The organism is Aphanizomenon flos-aquae FACHB-1287, from assembly GCF_014698755.1.
GTDB classification, from domain to species: Bacteria; Cyanobacteriota; Cyanobacteriia; order Cyanobacteriales; family Nostocaceae; genus Dolichospermum; species Dolichospermum flosaquae.
On sequence record NZ_JACJTO010000005.1, the window covers coordinates 76,428 to 99,432 of the forward strand.

The following is a 23,005-nucleotide window of genomic DNA, read 5'->3' on the forward strand; positions in this document are numbered from 1 at the left end:
AAAGGGAGGGTTGTGTAGAATAAATAAACTCGCGCTTTCTCCTATGTTTCTCTTGTCCGGTTAAGACCGTGGAGGAGTATTTTTGTATCTCACTAAAGAGAGAAAGGATACAAATAAACTTAAACGCATCCTTCTGTATATTCTACCTCTGGGAGTTTACCTACTCTGTAGCTAGTGACACGCTGACCATCTGTTTCAAAAATGACCCGATAGTTTTGTTCGGCTTTATTTTTGGGGACAAAAGTTAGATAGTGTCCTTGTGGACCATTATATGTATGGGGTGTAACTTTAATTTGTCCAGGGTACAGTGATTTGATACGCGCTTCTGTATCACCAACTTTTGCACCGGAAACTGTAGTAATTTTTGGGTTGTCTATATCTATTCTCGCAATAACATCACTGGTAGCATATTTATCACGACTTTTAGTTTCATCTTTTGTTACCATAAATGAGACTCCTTTGAGATCCCCTTCTCCTATTATATAGTAACAAGCCTCGTCGTTACCAGCATATTCAACATATAAACGAGTCTTGGCAGCAGCGGTGGCTTGAGGTATATTCATACCTACTTTCACTGGTCCAATACTATTGATAGTTACTTTTGCTTGACTCGTGAGTTTTGTTTGTGCGATAACTGTACCGATTGTAACGGTATAAGTTGTTAGGGTAATGGTGGCAATTTTTAGTAATTTGTTTTTGTTGTTCATGGTTTTATTTTCTGGGTAGGGTAAGGTGTTATTGATTATTATTATTTCTGTTTCTTTGTTTGAGTCCCCTGAAGGGGATTAAAGATGTAGAAATCCCGTGGTCTGAAACATAAACATAGAGAGGAATCTAGAGACAATTTTGGCAGGACAAAGAATTTCTACCCTGAGTTGCCAAGCTGGTAAACGCGGAATTACGTTATGATTACCATATCGCTACTGTGAATTGTGATCAGACACGGACTTAGAACTGAGTACCATTCCAATATAGACTAATCTGGAATAGGCCGCCACCAATACAATATATAATGTAATAGTTAGTGAATAAAAACAGGTAATGGTTACTTACAACATTGAGTTAAAAAACGACATTTTGCGGGTGAGTTTTGGTGAACCTGCTCAAAATGACCAGATTGTTAAAGATGCTGCTGCAAAGTTAGAGCAAATGATACAATCGGGGGAATTAGCGGGGGGACAATTACTGAGAATCAATGGACCAATTTCTATACCTGTGGCTTTTGTATTGGCGCATAAATTAGCTCATATTTACGGAGCAATTGGTTTTTTTGACCCAAAACTAAGTAAGTACGTAATTTGTATTACACATAATCCTGCCTATAGATTAGGGGATTTAATTGATTAAGGTTTGAGGAAATTACGGTGATTGTGTCTTAATTATCTTGTAAGAGAGTTGTAGAATGAGTAACTACGATATTAGTTTAGACGGTACTATTTTTAATAGTGTTTGACAATACCCTGGCAGTATGTGATAAAATTTTCTGTAATGCTTTGGATGTGGTAAGGGGCTAAAAACGCAAGGAAGATGTATATGTCCGTCCGATGATTTGGGCTTTGGTGGGGTTTATCTACTGGTAGGGAGTTTTTATGATGACAAGTTCTGAAAAAGTTGCATTACAAGTTTTTCAAGAAGCTGTTGCAATTCTAGCACAATGGGCTAAATTTGATTATACTTTTCGGGGTAATGAATATCCAGAGGTTAAAAGAGCTAAGGATATATTAGGTTGGAAAGATAATATCAAAATTGGAACATTGCGCTTGTTATTTGACAGTGTGAATTTATGTGATGAACCTAAACAAGAATCATCAAAAATTCATTACCACAAATTAATGGCAATTGACAATGATAATAAAGAATATCCTGATATTCCTTATCCATTAAATTGTGAACCTAGCGAAACAGAACAGAAAGATTTTAAAGAAAAGATTAATCAAGAACTTTCAAAATATCTCAAAGATAATTTAGACAATCTTTCTTTATTGATGTTGGTATTAGAAAAATTTGGTTCATGTCTTAGCTTTGGTGAATCTAATGAATCTAATGTGGCGTTGGTAGATATGGTAAGAACTACAGCCGCAGTCGCAACAGCTTTAATTAACAATCCTGCTGAAGAAATTAGTTTAATTGCTGGTGATTTGTCAGGAATTCAAAAATTCATTTATACCATATCTTCTGATGGTGCATTGAAATCATTGAGAGCGAGGAGTTTTTATTTAGAGTTAGTTACGGAAGAAATAGTACAACAACTTTTAGAACAATTAGAACTAACTCGTACTAATGTCATTTATGCAGGTGGTGGTAATTTATATATTTTGGCATCTGGAAAACCAGAAGTTAAAAGTATCATTGAAAAAGTTCGCCACCAATTTAATAAATGGTTTTTGGATGAATTTCAAGGTAAAGTGTTTCTGGCTTTAGATTGTTTATGTTTCCCTAAAGATGATCTGAAACTAGAAGCTAAAGCGGAAGATAAAACCTCTAAATTTGCAGAACATTGGACGAAAGTAACTAAAAAGTTAGCTAAACATAAATCATGTAAATTCTCCCATGAAATTAATGATTTTATAAAAGTTACTAGTAGTCATAAACCTTGTACAATTTGCCATCGTGACGACTTACAGAGTTTAAAACCTTTAATTGACCTAAATCAAGACTCTTCACTTGCTTGCTGGATGTGTCGGACAATGTTTGAATTAGGAGATAATTTATTTGATGTAAAAGCTGTATTACGTTCTAAAAGATCGAAGGTTCAAGAATTCAGAGTTAAAGGTTCTGTTGATAGAATTGATCTTGCTAATAATTACTACTATTTCTTCTCTAAATTAGAAGATGCTGTAAATATATCTCAAGATAGTGAAATAATATTTCTCATTAATAATTGGGAGATAGAAAACTATAAATCATCACGCATTGTGCCATTACTATTAGGAAATTATGGAAAGCGTAGTGAAGAGAAATTAGAATATCAAAAAGATTTCGGCTTTATGCGGGCGGGAGAAATGGCAGAAAAAGCCCAAGGAATTAAAAGAGTTGCATCACTAAGAATGGATGTAGATAGATTAGGACAAATATTTGCTAAAGGTTTAGGTAAAAATCAAACACTACCTAGATTAGCAGGACTTTCACGGCAAATGAGCTATTTCTTTAAGGTTTATCTCAATAGTTTAGCAAAGAAAAGAATCGGCAATATTCCTGAAAATTTCAAATTTAAACAATTATTGCCAAAAGATGAGAAATATAATATACTATTCATATATGCGGGGGGCGATGATTTATTTATTACTGGTGCATGGAATGAAGCAGTAAATTTTGCTTTTGATGTTTATCAATGCTTTCGAGCTTATACAGGATACAATTCAGATATTACTCTATCAGGTGGAATCAGCATTGACGGTGCTAAATTTCCTCTTTATCAAGCAGCAAAATCTTCTGGTCATGCTGAAGATGCAGCCAAAGGAAATGGTAGAAATAGTTTAGGTTTATTTGGTGAAGTTTTTAAATGGGATGAATGGTTGGGAGGAGAAAATATCAATATTTCAGATATTAAAATATTTGATCATGAAATCAAACAATATTTAGGAGTAAATACAAATCTTGATTTATTTGGTATCTTCCCATTGGTGCAAAAGTTGGAAGAACAGGAAATAGAAATCAATTATACTCGTAGTTTTGTTCGTAATCTGTTAGATACTGCTCAAATGCAAAATTTGAAGATTCAAGAAATTGAGAGTAAACGACAAAAAGAGCAATATGAAGGTGAAATTAAGGATATCCGTTATTATTTGCACTTACCGAAGATAGCCTATAGTTTGGCAAGATTACCTCATGAAATCGTAAATAAAGATGGGTTTATCCCCATTCGTAAATCATTGTTGAGTCCCTATAATGCGCCATATTTTCGAGCTATTGCTACTTGGATTGAATTATTAAATCGTGGATCAGAATCATGACACAAACACCCAAAAAATTAAACCCTAAACCAGAGATAAAATCTCTAACAGCTAAAGCAGTTGAAACATCACCAAAACCATTGGAATCAAAAATGAAGATAACTGCTGACAAAAAAATGATTCAGACTATCAAGAACTTACAAGATGAATTATTGCGAAACTATGATATTCGTTGCTTGGTTAACCAAGCTAAAGAATTAGGTGAATATCTTCAAGAATTAGGATTAAAGACAAACCAAATTCGCAAATTTTTGGATGCAGTAAATCGTCTAAAAGTAAAACTTTCTCAAGACAAAGACGAAAGATTTTCAAGCATTGAAACAGAAGTATATTTGCTCAAACCTAAATTAGCCTATGCTACTGCTCGCAAAGAAAATGAAAAAATAAATTCAGTGAAGCCATTGAATAATGAAAAAATAAATTCAGTGAAGCCATTGAATGATGTGCTTTCAGAAGCAATAGATAAAGTCAAAGACACACCTGATTTCTATCGGTTGGTCAATTTAATTGAATCTATTATTGCTTATCACAAAGCCGCTGAAACAAATAAGTCAAAATAAGGAAAAGTCAATGTTGCAACAGAAAAAATTACTTGGTAAATTCCGTATTGAAGGAATTCTGATTGTAGAGACTGGTTTACATATTGGAGGTGGTGAAGGAAAAATGGATATCGGGGGGTTAGATAAACCTGTGGCGCGTGACCCTATTACCCAATATCCTTACTTACCTGGTTCTTCTATAAAAGGAAAACTTCGCTCTCTTTTAGAAAGAGTTCACAATAAGCCTTTAAATCGTGCTGGAAGTAGAGATACTTTTCGTTATGAAAGTGATGATTTAGTTGATGGATACACCGAACTTCACACAATTCCTTATACAGGAGCGCGGACTTGTCCTATCAGTAGATTATTTGGCTCAACAGGTGGTTCTGATTTCTGGGTAAAAACGACAGATGCAATAGCAGAAAATTTAGACAGAGTTAAACAAAATGACCAATTTGTTACTGAAATCTATTCTGGGGTGGAATATAGCAAGATTCTAAGGGGTCGTAATTCTCCAGCAAAAATCATTGTACGAGATTGTCGCTTATCTGAAGAATCAGCTAAAAAATTAGAGCGAGTAGACACAGGTTTATACATGACGGAATGGAAATGGGAAAACGGTTTAGATCGTGTGACAGCAGCAGCAAATCCCCGTCAAATCGAACGAGTCCCAGCAGGAGCAGAATTTGATTTTGAGCTAGTATACACAGTTGAAGCTGAGGGTAGCCAAACGGATGATCTTACCCCAGAAGAATTACAAAAAGCATTTCGTGAAGCTGCGGAAGATTTGCGGAATATTGCGATCGCTCTCTCACTTTTAGAAGATGATGCTTTAGGCGGACATGGTTCTCGTGGATACGGCAAAATTAGATTCAAAAACTACCAATGTTTTTGGCGAGATTTGAAGCAATATCTCCAAGTAGTAAAGGATGGTGTCGAATTTAAACAGCCAATAATTGCAGTTGAAGATACATTAAATCTACTCAAAAAATTTGGTAATTTAAGCGATGAAATGCAGATAAGTTTACCAGGGAATTAATCATGAGTGTTTGGAAATTAGTTAAACTCAATTTTGGCAATAATCCAGCGCATTTTGGGGAGGTAGGAATAGGAATGGAAGAAACGAGCGATCGCGTCCGTTCTGATACTCTATTTAGTGCTTGGATTACTAACTATGCGCGATTGTTTAGGAAAGATGCAGTAGAAGAATTATTACAGCTATTTCCCACAGAAAAAACTCCTGAACTAATACCACCATTTCGCATTAGTTCCACCTTTATTTATCGAGAAGTAGAGAAAGATAGCAATAAAAATACTATTTATTATCTTCCTCGTCCGCTCAAATTTCCTATCAACTACCCAGATAATGATTTAGAATTTTTTAAAACCTACAAAAAGCTGAATTATTTACCTTTGGAAATTTGGCAAAGATGGTATCAAGGAAAAGGATTTGATCAAAATGCTGATACTAAAGAATTGATAAAATATACCAAAATAGGTGAATCTATCGGAGATTTAAACACAGCAGGAACATTCGATTACAAAAAAGCCTTTAAAATTCATCAACTCCCAAAAATAGGAATTGATAGAGTTACTACAGCTACTAACCTTTATCATACCGGCTTTGTTCACTTTGCTGGTGATAATAACTCCGCAGGGTTATATTTTCTATTGGAACTTTCTCCAGAAGGTGAAAAATTAGCTGATAAATTGCAAGCAGCTTTACATCTTTTAGGAGAAGAAGGAATAGGAGGAGAACGTTCTAGTGGTGCGGGTAGATTTGAGATAAAATGGTTAGATTTATTAGATTTACCGGAAATTTGGGACAAAGTTATTAATTATAAACATGGTAAATTTCACACTTTGATGAGCTTATTTTGGGATTATTCTATATCACCGGACTTTCTTAAAAATTCGAGTTATGAAATCCAAGAAAGAGGAGGTTGGATAGTAGAAAGTCAAACACGACGAAAAATGGTAAGAATGTTTAGTGAAGGTTCTGTTTTTACCTCCTCACTTCCAGGAAAATTAGTCAATGTAACACCAGAACAATTTACAAAACATCAAATTTACCGTAGTGGTATTAGTTTAACTCTACCCATTAACACTAAAAAGGAAGAGGAAAAAGAAGATGACAATTGTTGATAAATTAGCATTAAAAAAACCTGACTTCTATCAAACTAGAAAAATACAGTTAACCAGTCCCATTTTACATATTGGTTCATCTGTATCTAGGTTGAATCCCTTTGAATATGTGCAAACTGCTGAAAAAGTCTATCTTCCTAATCAAGAAGCATTATCCAAAGCATTATTAAAAAAAGGAGGAAGTTTTCTCAATGACTATATTCAAGCAATTGAGAACAATCAAAATATCACTAAACTATTAGAACAAGCATTTGGTAATGAATGGTGGAAAGCTAAAGACACCAATGAAAATCCCATTTTTCCTGAAAATTTGATTAGTCAAAAACTAGCGGAACGAGTTACAGATTTACGTCCAATGATTCGTAATGGTATGGGATATTTATTCATCCCTGGTTCATCTATTAAAGGAGCAATAAAAACCGCGATACTTTATCAATTATTAAAACATCCAGATAAATATAAAATTCCTCAAACTAGCAGAGTTAGTGAAATTGAAAAACAACTCAAGCAAAGATTAGGAGACTTAAGAATTAGACGTAATCAAACATTTGCTGATGATGAGTTAATGGATAGTTTATTTTCTAACTTTTTACTTAATTATCAGGGACAAAATTTTTCTGGCAAATCTCAGAATACTGATTTTTTGAGATGTTTAAAAGTTAGTGATTCAGAATCATTAATTAAAACAGAAGTTTCTGGAAAAACAGGTAAACCAATTCCGATAAACTTACCAGTAGTGGTAGAAGTGATAGTTTCTAGTAGATTTGATGATTATCGAGCAAAATACAAAGCTCCTCTTTATGTGGAAATGGTAAGAAATGTAAAAACAGAATTTACTATCACATTAGACAAAGAAATGCTTACTTGGTTTAAACATAAACAAGGAATGAAATTACCATTTAATAACATTGATGAATTATTACAAATATGCCAAGAATTTGCTCAAGAACAATGGGATTATGAACATGATTATTGGAGTGCAATAGAAAATAATCCTAACGCATCTGGTAGAAACTTAGATTTTAGTAATATTGGTGATTTTTACGAACCGGAAAAATGTCCTTATGGAATGCGATTAGGTTGGGGTAGTGGGATGACAGGAACAACAATAGGATTATGTTTTGATGATGAACTGAGAGAAAATATTCGTGATATTTGTGGTTTAAAAGCACCTGGTTTTGAAGCACCAAAATCTCGCAGAACTATTCTGGGTTCTGATGGAGATATTAAGTTTTTACCAGGGTGGATTAAGTTTAAAATAAATAATAATTGATAATCAAAATGCTAATCAATTCTACATTTACCTTAACCGTACCCACATCAACAATTTTACCCCGTCCCTATGGGTTAGAACTTATAAAACAACTACATCAAAAGCTAAATCTAGAAATGGGAAATGAAATCACTCCCTCAGTTTCTTACTCAGGAATAACAGGTTATTATATTTCATCTAGAGATTTTATCACCTTTGCGCCAGAAGAATTTTACCAATTATCTTTGTCTGGATTAAATGAAATATCAGCTAAAGCTATTAATTGTCTGGAATTGGGAGAATCATTAGAATTTTTGGGAGCAAAATTTAATATTATTAATCGAGAAGATGAAATTACCAGTTATGAACAACTATATACAAAATTCGTAGGAAATGAACCCGAACCTGTCAGAAATCATGAATTACAGTTTATTACTCCTACGGCTTTTTCTCAAGCTGGTTCAAATTTACCTCTACCCGTTCCCACATTAATGTTCCGCAGTTGGTTGGAACGCTGGAATAATTTTGCACCTGTTTATTTAGGAGGTGATGAATTAATTGCTTATTTGAATAATGCAGTATTACTTAAACATCACAAAATTCAAACCCGAAGTTATCAATTACATAAGGGTTACGTGAATGGATTTGTTGGTGATGTGAGGTTGCAAGTTTTTCAACGTGCTGATCATTTATTAGCAAATGTGGCTAATTTATTAGTTCAATATGCGCGGTTTGCTGGTACGGGGATTAAGACACGGTTGGGAATGGGACAGACGATTATAAAAAACTGAAAATTTAAGGAATGAAAAGATTATGGAAACCATGATAATGACTGTAGGAACTTCACTTCTTACTAATCGAGATGATAATTCAGAAAAAAAACGTCCTTGGGTTGGACAGAAAAACATAGGTGATCGTCAAATAGCTATTCAATGGATGAGTGAAATAGAACCAGAATTTATTAGTGCTGAAACAAATACAATATGGCGACTGAATCCTAACTTTAATGATGAAATTTTATTACTACACTCAGATACTCCATCTGGTTTAGAATGTGCAGAAGTATTAAAGGAATATCTAGAAAATATTCGTGGTCAAAAAAATGTTTCACTAAATCCAATACCAGGAATTAATTATGATTTAGATGAATCAGGTTCAGCACTAGAACAAATGGCGATATTTTTGAAAAAATTAGTTCTAGAATCTAAAGGAAATGTAACTCTAGCCGCAACAGGTGGTTTTAAAGCCCAAACAATGATTATGGCAGTAATAGGTAATGCCTTTAAAATTCCTATATGCTATGTTCATGAACAATATAAAGCTCTCATTTATTTACCATATTTATCTGATACTGCTGAACCTCAAGTATTAATAAAACCTGCTAATTTACCTGAATCTGGTCTAGATAGATCACAAATTATTAAAGTTCAAAATGATTCCTATGGACATCATAGACCAAAAACATGGAAAAAAGTTGAAAAAATGCTGCAAGATATTCCTTGGGTTGAGTATGTAAGGTTTGATAAAAATGCGTTCTCTGCTCCTAAAAATGGCATGAAAGCAGCTACAAGAAAAACTGGTGATGGTCGTCATATATTTTGGATTCACTTATATGAAAATGAAGAAAAAAAGATTGCTGTTTCTGTGGAAACTACAGGTTATAAACCAGAACATTTGGAACAAGCAACAAAAGAACTACGCGAACGCTTAGGTAGATTGATTTAAAAGAAAAAATTAACTTGTTAATAAGTGAATTACAGGTTTTTAGGATGTACACAAAACACTACAAGAGAAACAATATCCCGACTCATAACCAACGTCATCTTTAGATGACTAAAAAGACTCAGAGATATTTAGTTTACTAAAGTAAACTTTAGCTATTAGCCCGGAAATTCATTTCTGGGCGGGTCTGGAAACCAACAGATAAAACATTTTTTATCAGTTGAAACTAATGATTGATGACTTACCCCTACAGGAAAATTACAAGGAGATAAAAATGCAACTTTTAACCGTCTTAGGAACAGGTAGATATGAAAAAACTTGCTATACTTGGCAAGAAAAACAGGTTGAAACTCGTTATGTAGCTCATGCTTTATGTGAATTTTTTCAACCAGATCAAGTAACAGTATTAGTGACAAAAGAAGCAAAAGAAGCACATTGGAATACTCTACAAGAAATATTAGGCGATCGCTTTCAATCTCAAGATGTTCTCATTCCTTCAGGAAAAGTAGAAACTGAAGTATGGGAAATATTTGATGCAGTTGTTAATTCTGTTGAACCTAACGCCAAAGTTTTATTTGATATTACCCATGCTTTTCGCTCTATTCCTCTTTTAGTCTTATTAGCAGCAGCATTTTTACAAAAAGCTAGAAATGTAGAAATCGTGGGAGTTTATTACGGTGCATTTGATGCAAACCGTGAACAACCTCCTATTTTTGATTTAACTCCTGCCATTAAATTATTAGACTGGTTAACCGCTACTGATAAATTTTTAAGTACAGGCTCATCTGTAGAATTAGGAAAACTATTAAGTACCATTCAAAAAGACTTTTATCGCCGTGGTAAACAAAAAACAGCAAATGTAATACCAACTAAATTAAAAAGTTTTGGCGATCGCATTCAAGCTTTATCTCGTTCTATCGAATTGATTCGTCCTATTGATTTGATCACAGAATCAGCACAACTCCAAAATATTCCCACTTCTCAACTACAAGAAGAAGTAGGCGCATTTGCTAAACCATTTGAACTTCTTTTGAGCCAAATTCAAAATGATTACAGTCAATTTGCCCTCAATATTGACCAAAGTAGTCCTAAAGAACAATTACAAAAACAATTTCTTTTATTACGTTGGTATATTGCGAAAAATCTAAGTTGTCAAGCAATTCTATTAGGTAGAGAATGGTTAATCTCTGCCATTTGTATAGCTGATGGAACTATTAATTATCGAGATAGAATAAAACGAGAAGTAATAGAAAAACAACTTGGACAAATGATAGGTGCTAATTCTAATTTTAATCAAGAAATTGTTAAGTACGTTACCAGCACTGAAAAATTAGGAGCTTTATGGTCAACTTTAACAGAATACCGCAATGACATCGCTCATACCCAAATGCGTCCTACTACTATTAGTGCTACAACCTTAGAAGAATATGCACAAAATAAACTAGTTCAAGGACTATCAGAACTACTACCCGATTTTACAGCATAAAAACATTTCAAATCACTACACAGAACACAATTTTATCAATGCACTTGCTTTTAATATTCCCAATTACTTTCGTAATTTAGAACTAGCAGAATGATATTACTTAAAGCTAGAGCGTATAGTATAATTAATTGCCATCTGCAAAAATCCCATAGGAGTATAATACAAAATTTACCTAAAAAAAACACACCAAAAGACTTTTGACCCCTTTCCCCTTCCCAGCTACAGCTTTTTTCCTGTTTAGCCTTGAGTAAAAGTGAACTTTATCCTAAAATAACCAGTAGGCATTTGGTGAAGCGGTTGATTTTAATTGCCCCTTCCCACCGAAAATGAATCAACAGCAGTTAAAAGTAAGATAAGTCACCTGTGAGTAACTCCTAGAAAAAAGCCAACAGCTTGATATTGGATGCTCAAAAAGGTAGTTTAGATGTTTTGAGTATCTTGAGAGTATGATCAAAAGTATGAAAGCTGAACATATTGATTTTCCAGTGCTACACTCAGAGTTATTCCTGCGTCATCGTCTACAGGTAGTCGAAGAACTGTGGGAATCCGTACTGCGGCAAGAATGCGGTCAAGAAATGGTTGATCTTTTGCGTCAACTACGCGACCTATGTTCCCCAGAAGGACAAGCCACAAACGACCTCGCCGCCTCTGCTGTAGAATTGATTGAAAAATTGAATATCAATGAAGCAATTCGTGCAGCCCGTGCCTTTGCATTGTACTTCCAGTTGATTAATATCATTGAGCAGGAATACGAGCAAAAACAGCAATTAAACCGCCATACAGCCCAAGTTGATCAAGAAAACCTCCCCAGTATAATTTATTCCTCTAACCATCAAGAGGAAGAATCACCAGTATCTTTCGTCACAGCTAGGGACTTAATGACCTCGGAAACTTCCCAAAAAGGTACATTCGCGGCTTTATTTCCCCTTTTATTTAAGTTAAATGTCCCTCCCCAACAAATTCAACGCCTAATTTCTCAACTGGATATACGCTTAGTTTTCACTGCACACCCGACAGAAATTGTTCGTCATACTATCCGGGATAAACAGCGTCAGGTGGTACATTTGTTACAAAAAATGGATGAAGCTGAATTTAGCGCTGGTAGCTATCCTTGGGAAACCTTAGAAGTAAAAGAAAGATTACTGGAAGAAATTCGCCTCTGGTGGCGCACCGATGAATTGCATCAGTTTAAACCAACGGTTTTAGATGAAGTAGATTATGCCCTTCATTACTTCCAGGAGGTGCTGTTTGATGGTATTACGCAACTATACAAACGTTTTAAATATTCCTTGGCGGAAACCTTTCCCTGGTTACAACCACCGACAACAAATTTTTGCTCCTTTGGTTCTTGGGTAGGTTCAGATCGAGATGGTAATCCCTCAGTAACACCAGAAATAACCTGGAAAACCGCTTGCTATCAGCGAAAAATGGTTTTAGAGCGGTATATTAAGTCAGTGAAAGAGTTAGTCGCCTTATTGAGTGTATCTATGCACTGGAGTGATGTCCTGCCAGAATTGCTAGAATCTCTAGAGTTAGATCAATCTCAGTTAAGTAGTGTCTATGATGATCTATCTTTGCGTTTTCGTCAAGAACCCTACCGCCTCAAGTTATCTTACATCCTCAAGCGCCTGGAAAATGCCCGCGATCGCAATTTGGCTTTATATAATCGAGAAACGCCAAACAATGAAGATGCATCTATGTACCGTTATGGTACAGAATTTTTAGCGGAATTATTGTTAATTCAACGCAACTTAAAAGAAACAGGTTTAAGTTGTCGAGAATTGGAAAATCTCATCTGTCAAGTCGAAATCTTTGATTTTAATCTCACTCAATTAGATATTCGTCAAGAATCATCCCGTCATGCTGATGCTTTAAATGAAATTCTCGAATATTTACAGCTTTTACCCCAATCTTACAACGAATTATCAGAAGCACAAAGAATAGCTTGGTTGACTTCAGAATTACAAACTCGACGGCCATTAATTCCCGCTGAATTACCATTTTCAGAAAAAACCAATGATGTAATTCAAACCTTCCGAACTTTGCGATCGCTCCAACAAGAATTTGGCATTAAAATCTGTCAAACTTATATTATTAGTATGTGCCGTGAAGTTAGCGATGTACTAGAAGTTTTACTCTTAGCCAAAGAATCAAGTTTATTTGATCCTGTAGTTGCAGTAGGCACAATTCGCGTAGTTCCTCTTTTTGAAACCGTAGAAGATTTACAACGCTCTAGAAGTGTGATGAAAGAACTGTTTGAACTACCTTTATATCGGGCAATGTTGGCTGGTGGTTACGCCGCAATTAACAACAGTGAAGAACAAACACCTCCATCTATTGCTACTCTTAATCCTAACTTACAAGAGGTAATGCTAGGGTATTCCGATAGTAATAAAGATTCAGGATTTTTAAGTAGTAACTGGGAAATTCATAAAGCTCAGAAATCACTCCAGAAAATCTCCGAAAGTTATGGTGTAAATCTGCGGATTTTCCACGGTCGAGGGGGTTCTGTAGGCCGTGGTGGCGGTCCTGCTTATGATGCGATTTTAGCCCAACCAGGTCATAGTATTAGTGGCCGAATTAAAATTACTGAACAAGGAGAAGTATTAGCTTCTAAATATTCCTTGTTAGATTTAGCTTTGTATCACTTAGAAACCATCACTGCTGCTGTAATTCAAGCCAGTTTACTAGGAACAGGGTTTGATGACATTGAACCTTGGAATGAGATCATGGAAGAGTTATCTCATGCATCGCGTCAACACTATCGTAACCTAATTTATGAACAACCTGATTTTATTGACTTCTTCCACCAAGTCACCCCCATTGAAGAAATCAGTCAATTGCAAATTAGTTCTCGTCCAGCCCGTCGTCCATCTGGTAAAAAAGATATAGGTAGTTTGCGAGCGATTCCTTGGGTATTTAGTTGGACACAAACCCGGTTTTTATTACCTTCTTGGTATGGAATTGGAACAGCATTACAAGAATTTTTGGATGTAGAACCAGAACAACATTTGAAATTACTCCGCTATTTTTACCTGAAATGGCCATTCTTTAAAATGGTGATTTCTAAAGCCGAAATGACTTTAGCAAAAGTAGATATGGAAATGGCACGTCACTATGTTGATGAATTGTCAAACCCCGAAGATAAACCCCGATTTGAGAAAGTTTTTGAGCAAATTTCTAGCGAGTTCTTTCTGACCAGAGATTTAGTTTTAAAAATCACAGGACACCAAAAATTATTAGATGGTGATCCAGTATTGCAACGTTCTGTACAATTAAGAAATGGGACAATTGTGCCTTTAGGATTTATCCAAGTTTCCCTCCTAAAACGTCTACGTCAATCGAAAAATGCGCCCACAACTGGAGTAATTCACTCTCGTTACAGCAAAGGGGAATTACTGCGAGGAGCATTATTAACTATTAACGGAATTGCTGCTGGTATGAGAAATACAGGTTGATGAAAGGTGACGTAAAAAGAAGACAATAAGTTTAATAAATGTCTCTCTGTAAATAGTTAGGGCTTGTGGTGCGGGCATCTTGCCCGCTATATATGTAACTCATAACATTAGTAAGTTATATGACAAATTTTAACAATAATTTATACATACCTGGACTTCTCTGAATTATACTGTACACAGTGCATTATCCTTCATCTTGTTAAAAATGAACAGTAATTCATCTATGTCGGTAGAGTCAAAACAAGAACTCTTGTTTTTGTCGTCAGAAGTGAAAAACGGAAATATATTGCCAGAAAAAAGCCAATTTGGCGATAAAATTCCCAATAATCATCAGGATTTTTGGCAATTATGGAACTCACATCAAAGTTATCTTTACAACTGTTGTTTAAAATGGCTTAACGGTAATTACCATGATGCGGAAGATACAGTAAATTACGTAATGCTAAAAGCTTGGACTCAATGGACACAATCTACAAATGACATTGAACATCCTAAATCGTGGTTAGCTCAAATTACTTATAACTGTTGCATAGATGTGTCTCGAAAACGTCAATTAGAAGTTACAACAATTGATAAGATTGACGACACAATACTTATTCCTAATTTACAACTTCCTGAATCCCAGCTTTTGAATGTGGAACTGGAGGCATATCTCAAGTATAAAATTGCATCTTTACCCGATAGATTACGCTATCCTTTTATTTTACGTTGTTGTCAAAACAAATCCTATCCAGATATCGCTAAACAACTCACCATTTCTGAAGAGAACCTTCGTAAACGTATTCAAGAAGCGCGAAGGATTCTAAAACGGGATTTAAATAAATATCTTGCGGGGGAAGATAACACTTCTTTTGATTCCTTTTCATCATTAAAAATCGTGATTCCAATAGTAGAAGAAATTGACTACAAAGCAACTTTAATATGTCTGGAAACCTTACCACATCATTGGTACAATTCACAGATTCATCTGGTATAAAGATGAATGCTCAGTTATTGATAGCAGAAAAATCAGCCAGACAACAACAGAAAATTATCACTTTAAACAAGTACATTGAAAAATATCCTCAAGGATGGGAAAAAAGATTAGAATTAGCTGATTTGCTTTACGAAATAGGAAACTGGTCACAAGCCATTATCGAATATAATCAAGTAATTGTACGACAACCTCAACTACTTGATGTCCATCTAAAATTGGGGAAAATATTGCAGTTAATGGGACAAAGAAAAGAGGCTTTACAATCCTATGATACAGCCCTATTTTTGTCTGAAAATTCGGTAACTCAGCATTATATACAAGGATTGATTGCAACTTGCAAAGGTGACAATGAAAAAGCTCTCACAGCCTTTAATTTAGCGGCTAGTTTAGAACCTGATCAAGTATTTCACCGACTGGCTTTGTCACAGGTATATCAAAATGTAGAAAATCCCCTGGGTATTATCCGCAGCCTAGAGCCGGTTTTAGCAATCAATCCAGATGATGTTATGTCCCTGATTTACAGCTATGATGCCCTAATAGCGGTGGTGGATATACAAACAGCAAAGGAGAGGTTTAACAGCCTTATAGACCTAGCTGGTGATGATTTTCGGGTAATACAACGACAAATTGATCAACGTTTGCTGGCGAGAATGGTATCCGCTGAAGAGGGGAAAATCACTAAAAAAATGATTACCTCCTTACTAGGAACAATTCCCCATTGTGTTGAAGTCCATAAATCCTTAGCCTACTATCACATTTTACGAGGGGATTGGGCGAAAGGGGTGGAGATATTAGCCAAATTTACCACAGAATCCCCCAATTATCCTTATGGTTGGTATTATTATGGGCTGAGTTTATTCCACACAGGGAAATACCAGCAAGGGGCGGAAATGATGGTGAAAGCGTATTATCTGTATCCCCATGACCGGGAAATTTATCGGGGGTTGTGTGAAATTTTACCCTTTGCACCTGATCCAGTGAAGAGTAAAACGATTCTTGCTTCCATAGTGGAGGAGATGTTAACGCGCTTTCCTGAATGCTGGAGTATGTGGACAACTGCGGGGCGGGTATTGGTGGAACATTTTCCAGACATTGAACGGGGTTGTCAGGTTTCCCAACAGGGAACAAAACTACAACCCCAGTTAGCGGATACTTGGTTGCGTCATGGCCAGGTGTTGATTTTGGCTCGTAAACATCGGGAAGCCCTGGAAGCCTTAAAAAAGGCATGGGAGCTTTTACCAGATGGCAGTTATTTGCAATCCGTACCAGCGGCGTTTTGGTTGGGGGAAAGTTATCGAGTTTTGAAAAATGCTAAGGCTAGTAAACGGTGGTGGGAGGTAGCTGCTCAAGGATGTCAGGAGTTGAGGTTATTTAACCCAGCCATGGCTGATTACTGGTTAGGGAAGGTGATGTTTCGTTTGGGGGATAAATCAGGGTCTAGACAGGCTTATAAAGGGGCTTTGAGTCAGCAGTTGTTGTATCCCGTGCGTGGGGAGGTGGAGAGAATTTTGGAGAAGCTTAAAAGGTAAGAGGGGTAAGGTTTATGGCGATTTAGTCCAGTTTTTTTGGGGGGGAAATTTGCCGGTAACTCGAAAAATTCACAAATGGGGGGGGGTAAAACGTCTAACTAGTGTGGGAAGAAAAAACCACAATTACATTCAACTTATCAAGGATTTTTGAGGATGAAATCTCTAACTAGAGTTTTTACTGCTTTTCTATTGGCTATAACCATTGCCTTCGGTGGTTTTTCTGGCAATGCCCATGCTAAAGTGGGCGCTAACGTCAATGTTGCAATTGATGTTAATACAACCATAGCTCAAGTTTTAGGGCTAGTCACCTCGACACAGGAATTTCAAATGGTGATAATTAATAAAACTAAGCATGATCTTATCCGTTCGGGTTCTCACAATGACCTAGGAAATTGGGTTCTTGTTGATGTTCCTCCATTAACGGCTCAATATAGAGATTGGACAGAGAGTGGTGCTGGGTATTTTAGCTTTGCTGCTAACTATGCAGTTGGAAATACTGGAAAATATTTCCAATTTGCAGCTTCATGGCCTGTTGTAGGAGCCCGAAAAATTAATATCTGTACAGAAAATAACTCTGGCAACCCTCCTGCAAAAACATGTTGGCAGAATATGAGGAATGCAGGTTCTGATGACAAAAATGTGACAAATGGTGAATTCTTTGGTAGAGCGTTGATGGGCAATGACAAGGGCAGAGTTCAGTGGATATATGAAGTGAGATAACTTGATCTAATTGATCTAAAAAGAGGTAGGTATGTTTTTTCCTACCTCTTTTTTAGTAGTTGCTGATTTTGAAAAATTTGTCATTTTGAGTTAACTAAGGATATCTAATTTATGAAATCTCTAGCTAAAGTTTTTATTGCTTTGTTGTTGACTGTAACTATTGCCTTTGGTAGTTTTAATACTCGTGCCAACTCTTCACCTATAAGTTATGTAGACCATAATCAAGTTAGTTCATCTGATCTACAACCGCAAATTCTTCCTAATCAAAGTATAGAAATACCAATGACCATAACCTATAAAAGGATTGTTGAAATAGCTAACAAAACTCAATGTATTCTTAGACCTGTAGGTGTTTATAATAAATCTTTAGAATGGCCTCTCGGTGATGTCGGTTCATTGCGACTAGTCGCTGAAAGATTTAATAGTGATACTTTTTCTTTTGCTTCTAATTATCGAGTTGATTGTGGAATAGGTAAAGAAAAAAGAAATTTACAATTTTCGACTTCATTAGATACTGAAGGGAATAAAAAAATTAATGTTGGAGTTATTAATCAAAATGGCAATCAGCCAGCAAAATCAACTTGGGATAAAATGACAGATCCTAGTGATAAATCTCTCCTTAATCATTCTTTTGGGGTTAATGCTTTTATCAGACAAAAAGACCAAACATCAATCTGGCTGTTTGAAGTTGTAGAAAAATAATAACTTTTTTTGTGGAGTTTTGATTCTGTAGGGTGCGTTAGTGCTGCGGGAATTTCGAGACAATTTTGGAGAAGCTTAAAAGGTAAGAGGGGTAAGGTTTATGGCGATTTAGGGTGGTTTTTTTGGGGGGGGAAATTTGTCCTTAACTCGAAAAATTCACAAATGGGGGGAGTAAAACGTCTAAATAGTGTGGGGGGAAAAAACACAGCTTGAGGTATGAGAGTGAAAGTGAGCGATCTCCAGTCCTAGCATAGTTCACAACTTACTACTAACCCAACTTACCAGTTTTTTTATCTAACCTAATAAAAAACGAACTCAAAAGTTGACAACCAATACACGTAAAAGGAGAGATCAAATGAGCAACTCAGCTTGTAGGGTGCGTTAATGAAATGTAACGCACCTTATGTATGTTTATTTACTGATTTTCGGTGCGTTACGCTGTCGCTAACGCACCCTACGTTTTTGTCCGTGGTTGATAGCCTTTCCCTTGTTTCCTCACCAATCAATCAACTTAATTTGGTATAAACTAGGTTTTGTTACTATAATTTATGTTTCTAAATCTTTAATTGCCTTTTGAACCTTTCATCTGAGATATTATGCTATTAACAGTGGTTAAATAAGTTTAATTTATGTATGCCAGCTAAAGATTTATTTCATAATACAGTTAAAACAGCCCTGACAAAAGATGGATGGACAATTACTGACGAGCATCTATTTATTCAAGTTGAGGATATTGATTTTTACATAGACTTAACAGCAGAGAGAATTTTAGCTGCTGAAAAAACTGGTAAAAAAATAGCAGTAGAGATAAAATCTTTTTTAGGAGCCTCAGACGTAACTGAATTTCATCTAGCACTTGGTCAATGTCTTAACTACCGTTCAGCGCTGAGGTTGACCCAACCTGCTCGGATTTTGTATTTAGCCGTTCCGGTAGATGTTTATGATGAGTTTTTTAGTCGGAAGTTTATTCAAAGAATAATTGGCGAATATGACCTAAAATTACTGATTTTTAACCCAGATCAAGAGGAGATTGTGATATGGAGAGACTAAATTACAAAGAAATAGTCCAAACAATTCTGGAAGGTCACGCAAGAAATCGCCCAAATAATCAAACAGAAGTCAAATTGATATTTGATACAGAGCGCGATCATTATCAAGTTATTAATATTGGTTGGCAAGAACTAACGCGAATATTTGGTTGTATTATTTACGTAGAAATTAAAGATGGCAAAATTTGGATTGAACGCGATGGCACAGAAATCGGAGTAGCTAATGAATTAGTAGAAGCTGGAGTTCCTAAACAAGATATAGTTTTGGGTTTTAAAGCTCCATACAAACGGAAATTTACCGATTTTGCTGCTAGTTGAACCGTATATAATTCCGGTAAAATAAGGTAATTAGGGAAGGAACCTACAGATGGAGTATGTGATAGCGATCGCTGATCCTCTAGAGTGCGTTAATAGAATTTAACGCACCATTCCACATTTTACACAACTACATGATATTAACAGGATCAACATCAATTGCCAAACTCACAGAAGCGGGACAAAGCGATCGCACTTCTGGCCAATCTGGTAAATTTGGTAAAGCATCAGGAGCAAATTTAAGTAATATTTGCCAGCGATAACGGTTTGCAACTCGTAAAATATTAGCCGGTACAGGTCCTAATATTTCAACCCCATCTTTATCATGCAAAAATGTAGCGATAATTTGGGCTGTGTTTTGGACTTGAATCGCATCTAAACTACTTAAACGCAATAAAATTAATCTTCCATAGGGAGGATAATTTAGAGCTTGCCTTTGTGCTAACTCGGTATTAGCAAAAGATTGATAATCATGTTTTTGCACCGCTTCAATAATCGGATGTTCTGGGGTATAGGTTTGGATAATTACCCTACCTGGATCATCCCCTCTTCCCGCCCTACCTGTAACTTGGGTCAGAGTTTGAAATGTACGTTCATTAGCGCGATAATCAGATAAATGCAATAATCCGTCCGCAGCCACCACACCCACAAGAGTAACTTGGGGTAAATCTAACCCCTTCGTTAACATCTGTGTACCTACTAATAAATGGGCTTCACCCCTAGCAAATTGGCTGAGAAGTTCACGATGTGAACCTTTTTTGGTGGTAGTATCACTATCAAAGCGAATAATTTTTAAATTGGGAAATTCTTTAGTTAATTCCTGCGCTACCCGCTGAGTACCACTACCGAAAAACTTCAAATAAGGGGAACTGCATTCGGGACAATAGGGAGGAGACAAGCGCCCATAATTACAATAATGACAGCGTAATAATTCTGGGGCTTCTGCTGCGACGTGATGATAAGCTAAGGATACATCACAGTTAGGGCATTCTAACACATATCCACAACTTCGACAAGATACAAATGTACTATATCCCCGGCGATGAATAAATAATATTCCCTGTTCTTGTTTTTCTTCTAATTGTTGTAGTGCATTTTGCAGCTTTCTACTAAAAATAGACCGATTTCCCTCTTTTAACTCTCGACGCATATCCACAATTTCCACCGGGGGTAATGGCCGGGAATTAATGCGTTCTGGTAATGATAAATATTGATGATTTCTGCTTACCCAACTTTCTAAAGAGGGAGTTGCAGAACCTAAAATCACGGGACAATTTTCTAATTCGGCTCGCCATTGGGCCACGGTACGGGCATGATAGGTGGGAATGGGAGCATCTTGTTTAAAGCTGCTGTCGTGTTCTTCGTCCAGGACAATCAAGCCTAGATTGGGTAAGGGAGCAAAAATGGCGCTGCGGGTACCGATAATGATTTGTGGTTCTCCTGTGAGCATTTGTCGCCAGGTGTCGAAACGTTCACCGTCGGAAAGGGCACTATGATAAACGTGGACTTTGCTACCAAATCTAGCCCGGAATCTGTCTGTAAGTTGGGGTGTAAGTCCAATTTCGGGCACTAAGACCAGAGCAGATTTCCCTTGTTCAAGTAATGGTGATATGGCTTGCAAGTATACTTCAGTTTTTCCTGAACCTGTCACTCCATGTAACAATACTCGAGCAAATCCAGTTAAGGAATTAATTGTTTGTAAGGCGTGATTTTGGGCGGGTGTTAAGGATTTTGCCCAATCTCTGGTGACTGTGGGTCCTTGTTCTCTCCGTAATATTTCCCTGTCTTCAATGACTATATAGCGTTTATCTACTAGGGGTTTGAGTGCGGAGGTATTGGTACCACAAAGTTGCAATAATTCACTTTGCCACATTTCCCCCCCTTGTCTGCGTAAAATTTCGATAATTTCTTGTTGACGGGGTTTTAAATCGTTATCTTCAGGGCGTAATTCCTGCACCCCTACTAGTGTAACTGCTTTTGCTAATTTGGGTTGGGTAAGTCGTGGCGGTTCTAAATAATTTTCTGCTAATCCTAAGCGGATTAATTCCTGAATTCCCCGATATGCAGCTTTAACTTTTTGTTTAATGTAGTGATAACTATAATCTGCGGTGGGGTTCTTTTGTAGAAGAGCGATTATTTGCTGGGCTGTAGGGTTGATATAAATATTAATATTTTTTCTACCCAAAGAAGTCAACCTAAGACGACGTTGGGATTTCCCTAACAATCCTGGTGGTAAAGCAACGCGAACTACTTGAATAATAGGTGTGTAGTAATAGGTTGCAACGCGATTGAGTAATGTCCAATAACCGGGAGGGAAAAATTCTGGACTAACAACATCTTCTACTTCTCGGATTTTCTCTGGTGCTAAATCTGCGGGAGGTTCGGTTAATAAGCGAATAGCTATGGCACCTATCTGTGTTGCACCAAAGGGAACACTTAAAATGTCCCCTGCTTTGATTTGTAGTTGTTCAGGTATTTTATAGGTAAATAGGTCTAAACATCCTGGACAGTCTACAAGCACTTCTACCCATTGATACGGCTTTGGTTGAGATTGATATGATCCCCTCAGTTCAGCTACAGCGATAGCAGATGATCTTTTACTAATGCTATACATAACTCCCCGATTTATGAATAAATATTTTGTTCACAGACTTGGTTGATTTCGGACAACCTAACTTAACTATATCCTTTGATTTTACTATATGTAAATAGTATTTTACAATACTTCAAATATCGATCATACTTGGTAATCTGATGTTGATGTAATTTGCTGGGTAAATTACCTCTAACTATGGGGGTAATAAATAATTAAAAATTGGAAATTGATTTATCTACCTATATTCACAAAACTGAACTTGAGAAATAGGTTTAGGTAATCAGTAATCACCAGTAATAAGTAATAAGATGAAGATTGAGAATAGACAATAAACTTTAGATTAAGTTATTGTGAAAATTCCTATATAACAAGGATTTTAACCCCTAAACATGGAATAATATATAATCATGTTATTATCCTATTAATCAGTCGTGAAATTAAAATACTGAATAAGGTATAGAGGGTTTCGATCTATTGGTAGATATTAAATACTTTTTGAATATGAGATGCTTTTAAACGATAAATATTATCCGGATTAGAAGTTTACATTTTTGTAATTTGTA

Annotated in this window: 18 protein-coding genes; 16 read left to right on the forward strand and 2 right to left on the reverse strand. The window is 36.0% G+C overall.

Features of this window, described 5'->3' with window-relative positions:
* Positions 1-119: 119 nt before the first annotated feature.
* The gene (locus tag H6G44_RS03890; RefSeq protein ID WP_190385053.1) at positions 120-707 is read right to left on the reverse strand and encodes a hypothetical protein; all 588 of its coding nucleotides are present in this window, start codon (positions 705-707) and stop codon (positions 120-122) included.
* A gap of 334 nt (positions 708-1,041) precedes the next feature.
* On the opposite strand from H6G44_RS03890, the gene H6G44_RS03895 reads away from it, so the two are divergent.
* The 16 genes from H6G44_RS03895 (at position 1,042) to H6G44_RS03970 (ending at position 19,849) form a co-directional block, all read left to right on the forward strand.
* Positions 1,042-1,347: a CRISPR-associated protein Csx3 gene (locus H6G44_RS03895; RefSeq protein ID WP_190385054.1), complete on the forward strand. Its 306-nt coding sequence runs from the start codon at positions 1,042-1,044 to the stop codon at positions 1,345-1,347.
* Between the two features lie 242 nt (positions 1,348-1,589).
* Entirely contained in the window at positions 1,590-3,953 is a 2,364-nt protein-coding gene (gene cas10, locus H6G44_RS03900) for a type III-A CRISPR-associated protein Cas10/Csm1 (protein WP_199291695.1), read from the forward strand.
* Complete coding sequence (gene csm2 / locus H6G44_RS03905) at positions 3,950-4,513, forward strand: type III-A CRISPR-associated protein Csm2 (protein WP_242031627.1); 564 nt, start codon at positions 3,950-3,952, stop codon at positions 4,511-4,513. The genes cas10 and csm2 overlap by 4 nt, the downstream gene beginning before the upstream one ends.
* Before the next feature lie 10 nt (positions 4,514-4,523).
* On the forward strand, positions 4,524-5,531 hold the full coding sequence (gene csm3 / locus H6G44_RS03910; RefSeq protein WP_190385055.1) for a type III-A CRISPR-associated RAMP protein Csm3: 1,008 nt from the start codon (positions 4,524-4,526) through the stop codon (positions 5,529-5,531).
* Positions 5,532-5,533: 2 nt separating this feature from the next.
* On the forward strand, positions 5,534-6,637 hold the full coding sequence (gene csm4 / locus H6G44_RS03915; protein ID WP_190385056.1) for a type III-A CRISPR-associated RAMP protein Csm4: 1,104 nt from the start codon (positions 5,534-5,536) through the stop codon (positions 6,635-6,637).
* Positions 6,624-7,910, forward strand: coding sequence for a type III-A CRISPR-associated RAMP protein Csm5 (csm5, locus tag H6G44_RS03920; RefSeq protein ID WP_190385057.1), 1,287 nt, complete (start codon positions 6,624-6,626; stop codon positions 7,908-7,910). The genes csm4 and csm5 overlap by 14 nt, the downstream gene beginning before the upstream one ends.
* A gap of 8 nt (positions 7,911-7,918) precedes the next feature.
* Positions 7,919-8,680 carry a CRISPR system precrRNA processing endoribonuclease RAMP protein Cas6 gene (gene cas6 / locus H6G44_RS03925; RefSeq protein ID WP_190385058.1) on the forward strand — a complete coding sequence of 254 codons (762 nt, stop codon included), beginning with the start codon at positions 7,919-7,921 and terminating at the stop codon, positions 8,678-8,680.
* Between the two features lie 22 nt (positions 8,681-8,702).
* Complete coding sequence (locus H6G44_RS03930) at positions 8,703-9,614, forward strand: putative CRISPR-associated protein (protein ID WP_190385059.1); 912 nt, start codon at positions 8,703-8,705, stop codon at positions 9,612-9,614.
* Between the two features lie 271 nt (positions 9,615-9,885).
* The gene (gene csx2, locus H6G44_RS03935; RefSeq protein WP_190385060.1) at positions 9,886-11,097 is read left to right on the forward strand and encodes a TIGR02221 family CRISPR-associated protein; all 1,212 of its coding nucleotides are present in this window, start codon (positions 9,886-9,888) and stop codon (positions 11,095-11,097) included.
* A gap of 458 nt (positions 11,098-11,555) precedes the next feature.
* Positions 11,556-14,555, forward strand: a complete 3,000-nt coding sequence (ppc, locus tag H6G44_RS03940) for a phosphoenolpyruvate carboxylase (protein ID WP_242031628.1) — start codon at positions 11,556-11,558, stop codon at positions 14,553-14,555.
* A 205-nt stretch (positions 14,556-14,760) separates the two neighbouring features.
* Positions 14,761-15,531 (forward strand): RNA polymerase sigma factor, encoded by a 771-nt coding sequence (locus H6G44_RS03945; RefSeq protein ID WP_190385062.1) that lies wholly within the window; start codon positions 14,761-14,763, stop codon positions 15,529-15,531.
* On the forward strand, positions 15,477-17,060 hold the full coding sequence (locus H6G44_RS03950) for a tetratricopeptide repeat protein (RefSeq protein WP_190385063.1): 1,584 nt from the start codon (positions 15,477-15,479) through the stop codon (positions 17,058-17,060). Before H6G44_RS03945 ends, H6G44_RS03950 begins: the two co-directional genes overlap by 55 nt.
* A gap of 153 nt (positions 17,061-17,213) precedes the next feature.
* Entirely contained in the window at positions 17,214-17,780 is a 567-nt protein-coding gene (locus H6G44_RS03955) for a hypothetical protein (RefSeq protein ID WP_190385064.1), read from the forward strand.
* A 111-nt stretch (positions 17,781-17,891) separates the two neighbouring features.
* Positions 17,892-18,482 carry a hypothetical protein gene (locus H6G44_RS03960; protein WP_190385065.1) on the forward strand — a complete coding sequence of 197 codons (591 nt, stop codon included), beginning with the start codon at positions 17,892-17,894 and terminating at the stop codon, positions 18,480-18,482.
* 633 nt (positions 18,483-19,115) lie between these two features.
* Positions 19,116-19,532 (forward strand): XisH family protein, encoded by a 417-nt coding sequence (locus H6G44_RS03965; RefSeq protein WP_190385066.1) that lies wholly within the window; start codon positions 19,116-19,118, stop codon positions 19,530-19,532.
* A complete protein-coding gene (locus tag H6G44_RS03970) occupies positions 19,520-19,849 on the forward strand; it encodes a XisI protein (protein WP_028082398.1) in 330 nt (109 codons plus the stop codon). The genes H6G44_RS03965 and H6G44_RS03970 overlap by 13 nt, the downstream gene beginning before the upstream one ends.
* Positions 19,850-19,976: 127 nt before the next feature.
* On the opposite strand, the gene priA is transcribed toward H6G44_RS03970, so the two are convergent.
* Positions 19,977-22,460: a primosomal protein N' gene (gene priA / locus H6G44_RS03975; RefSeq protein WP_190385067.1), complete on the reverse strand. Its 2,484-nt coding sequence runs from the start codon at positions 22,458-22,460 to the stop codon at positions 19,977-19,979.
* Between the last annotated feature and the right edge of the window lie 545 nt (positions 22,461-23,005).

Bases quoted from the DNA above. Each gene is read 5' to 3' on its own strand.
- H6G44_RS03890 (WP_190385053.1), bottom strand. From the start codon at position 707: ATGAACAACAAAAACAAATTACTAAAAATTGCCACCATTACCCTAACA.
- H6G44_RS03895 (WP_190385054.1), top strand. From the start codon at position 1,042: ATGGTTACTTACAACATTGAGTTAAAAAACGACATTTTGCGGGTGAGT.
- cas10 (WP_199291695.1), top strand. From the start codon at position 1,590: ATGATGACAAGTTCTGAAAAAGTTGCATTACAAGTTTTTCAAGAAGCT.
- csm2 (WP_242031627.1), top strand. From the start codon at position 3,950: ATGACACAAACACCCAAAAAATTAAACCCTAAACCAGAGATAAAATCT.
- csm3 (WP_190385055.1), top strand. From the start codon at position 4,524: ATGTTGCAACAGAAAAAATTACTTGGTAAATTCCGTATTGAAGGAATT.
- csm4 (WP_190385056.1), top strand. From the start codon at position 5,534: ATGAGTGTTTGGAAATTAGTTAAACTCAATTTTGGCAATAATCCAGCG.
- csm5 (WP_190385057.1), top strand. From the start codon at position 6,624: ATGACAATTGTTGATAAATTAGCATTAAAAAAACCTGACTTCTATCAA.
- cas6 (WP_190385058.1), top strand. From the start codon at position 7,919: ATGCTAATCAATTCTACATTTACCTTAACCGTACCCACATCAACAATT.
- H6G44_RS03930 (WP_190385059.1), top strand. From the start codon at position 8,703: ATGGAAACCATGATAATGACTGTAGGAACTTCACTTCTTACTAATCGA.
- csx2 (WP_190385060.1), top strand. From the start codon at position 9,886: ATGCAACTTTTAACCGTCTTAGGAACAGGTAGATATGAAAAAACTTGC.
- ppc (WP_242031628.1), top strand. From the start codon at position 11,556: ATGAAAGCTGAACATATTGATTTTCCAGTGCTACACTCAGAGTTATTC.
- H6G44_RS03945 (WP_190385062.1), top strand. From the start codon at position 14,761: ATGAACAGTAATTCATCTATGTCGGTAGAGTCAAAACAAGAACTCTTG.
- H6G44_RS03950 (WP_190385063.1), top strand. From the start codon at position 15,477: ATGTCTGGAAACCTTACCACATCATTGGTACAATTCACAGATTCATCT.
- H6G44_RS03955 (WP_190385064.1), top strand. From the start codon at position 17,214: ATGAAATCTCTAACTAGAGTTTTTACTGCTTTTCTATTGGCTATAACC.
- H6G44_RS03960 (WP_190385065.1), top strand. From the start codon at position 17,892: ATGAAATCTCTAGCTAAAGTTTTTATTGCTTTGTTGTTGACTGTAACT.
- H6G44_RS03965 (WP_190385066.1), top strand. From the start codon at position 19,116: ATGCCAGCTAAAGATTTATTTCATAATACAGTTAAAACAGCCCTGACA.
- H6G44_RS03970 (WP_028082398.1), top strand. From the start codon at position 19,520: ATGGAGAGACTAAATTACAAAGAAATAGTCCAAACAATTCTGGAAGGT.
- priA (WP_190385067.1), bottom strand. From the start codon at position 22,460: ATGTATAGCATTAGTAAAAGATCATCTGCTATCGCTGTAGCTGAACTG.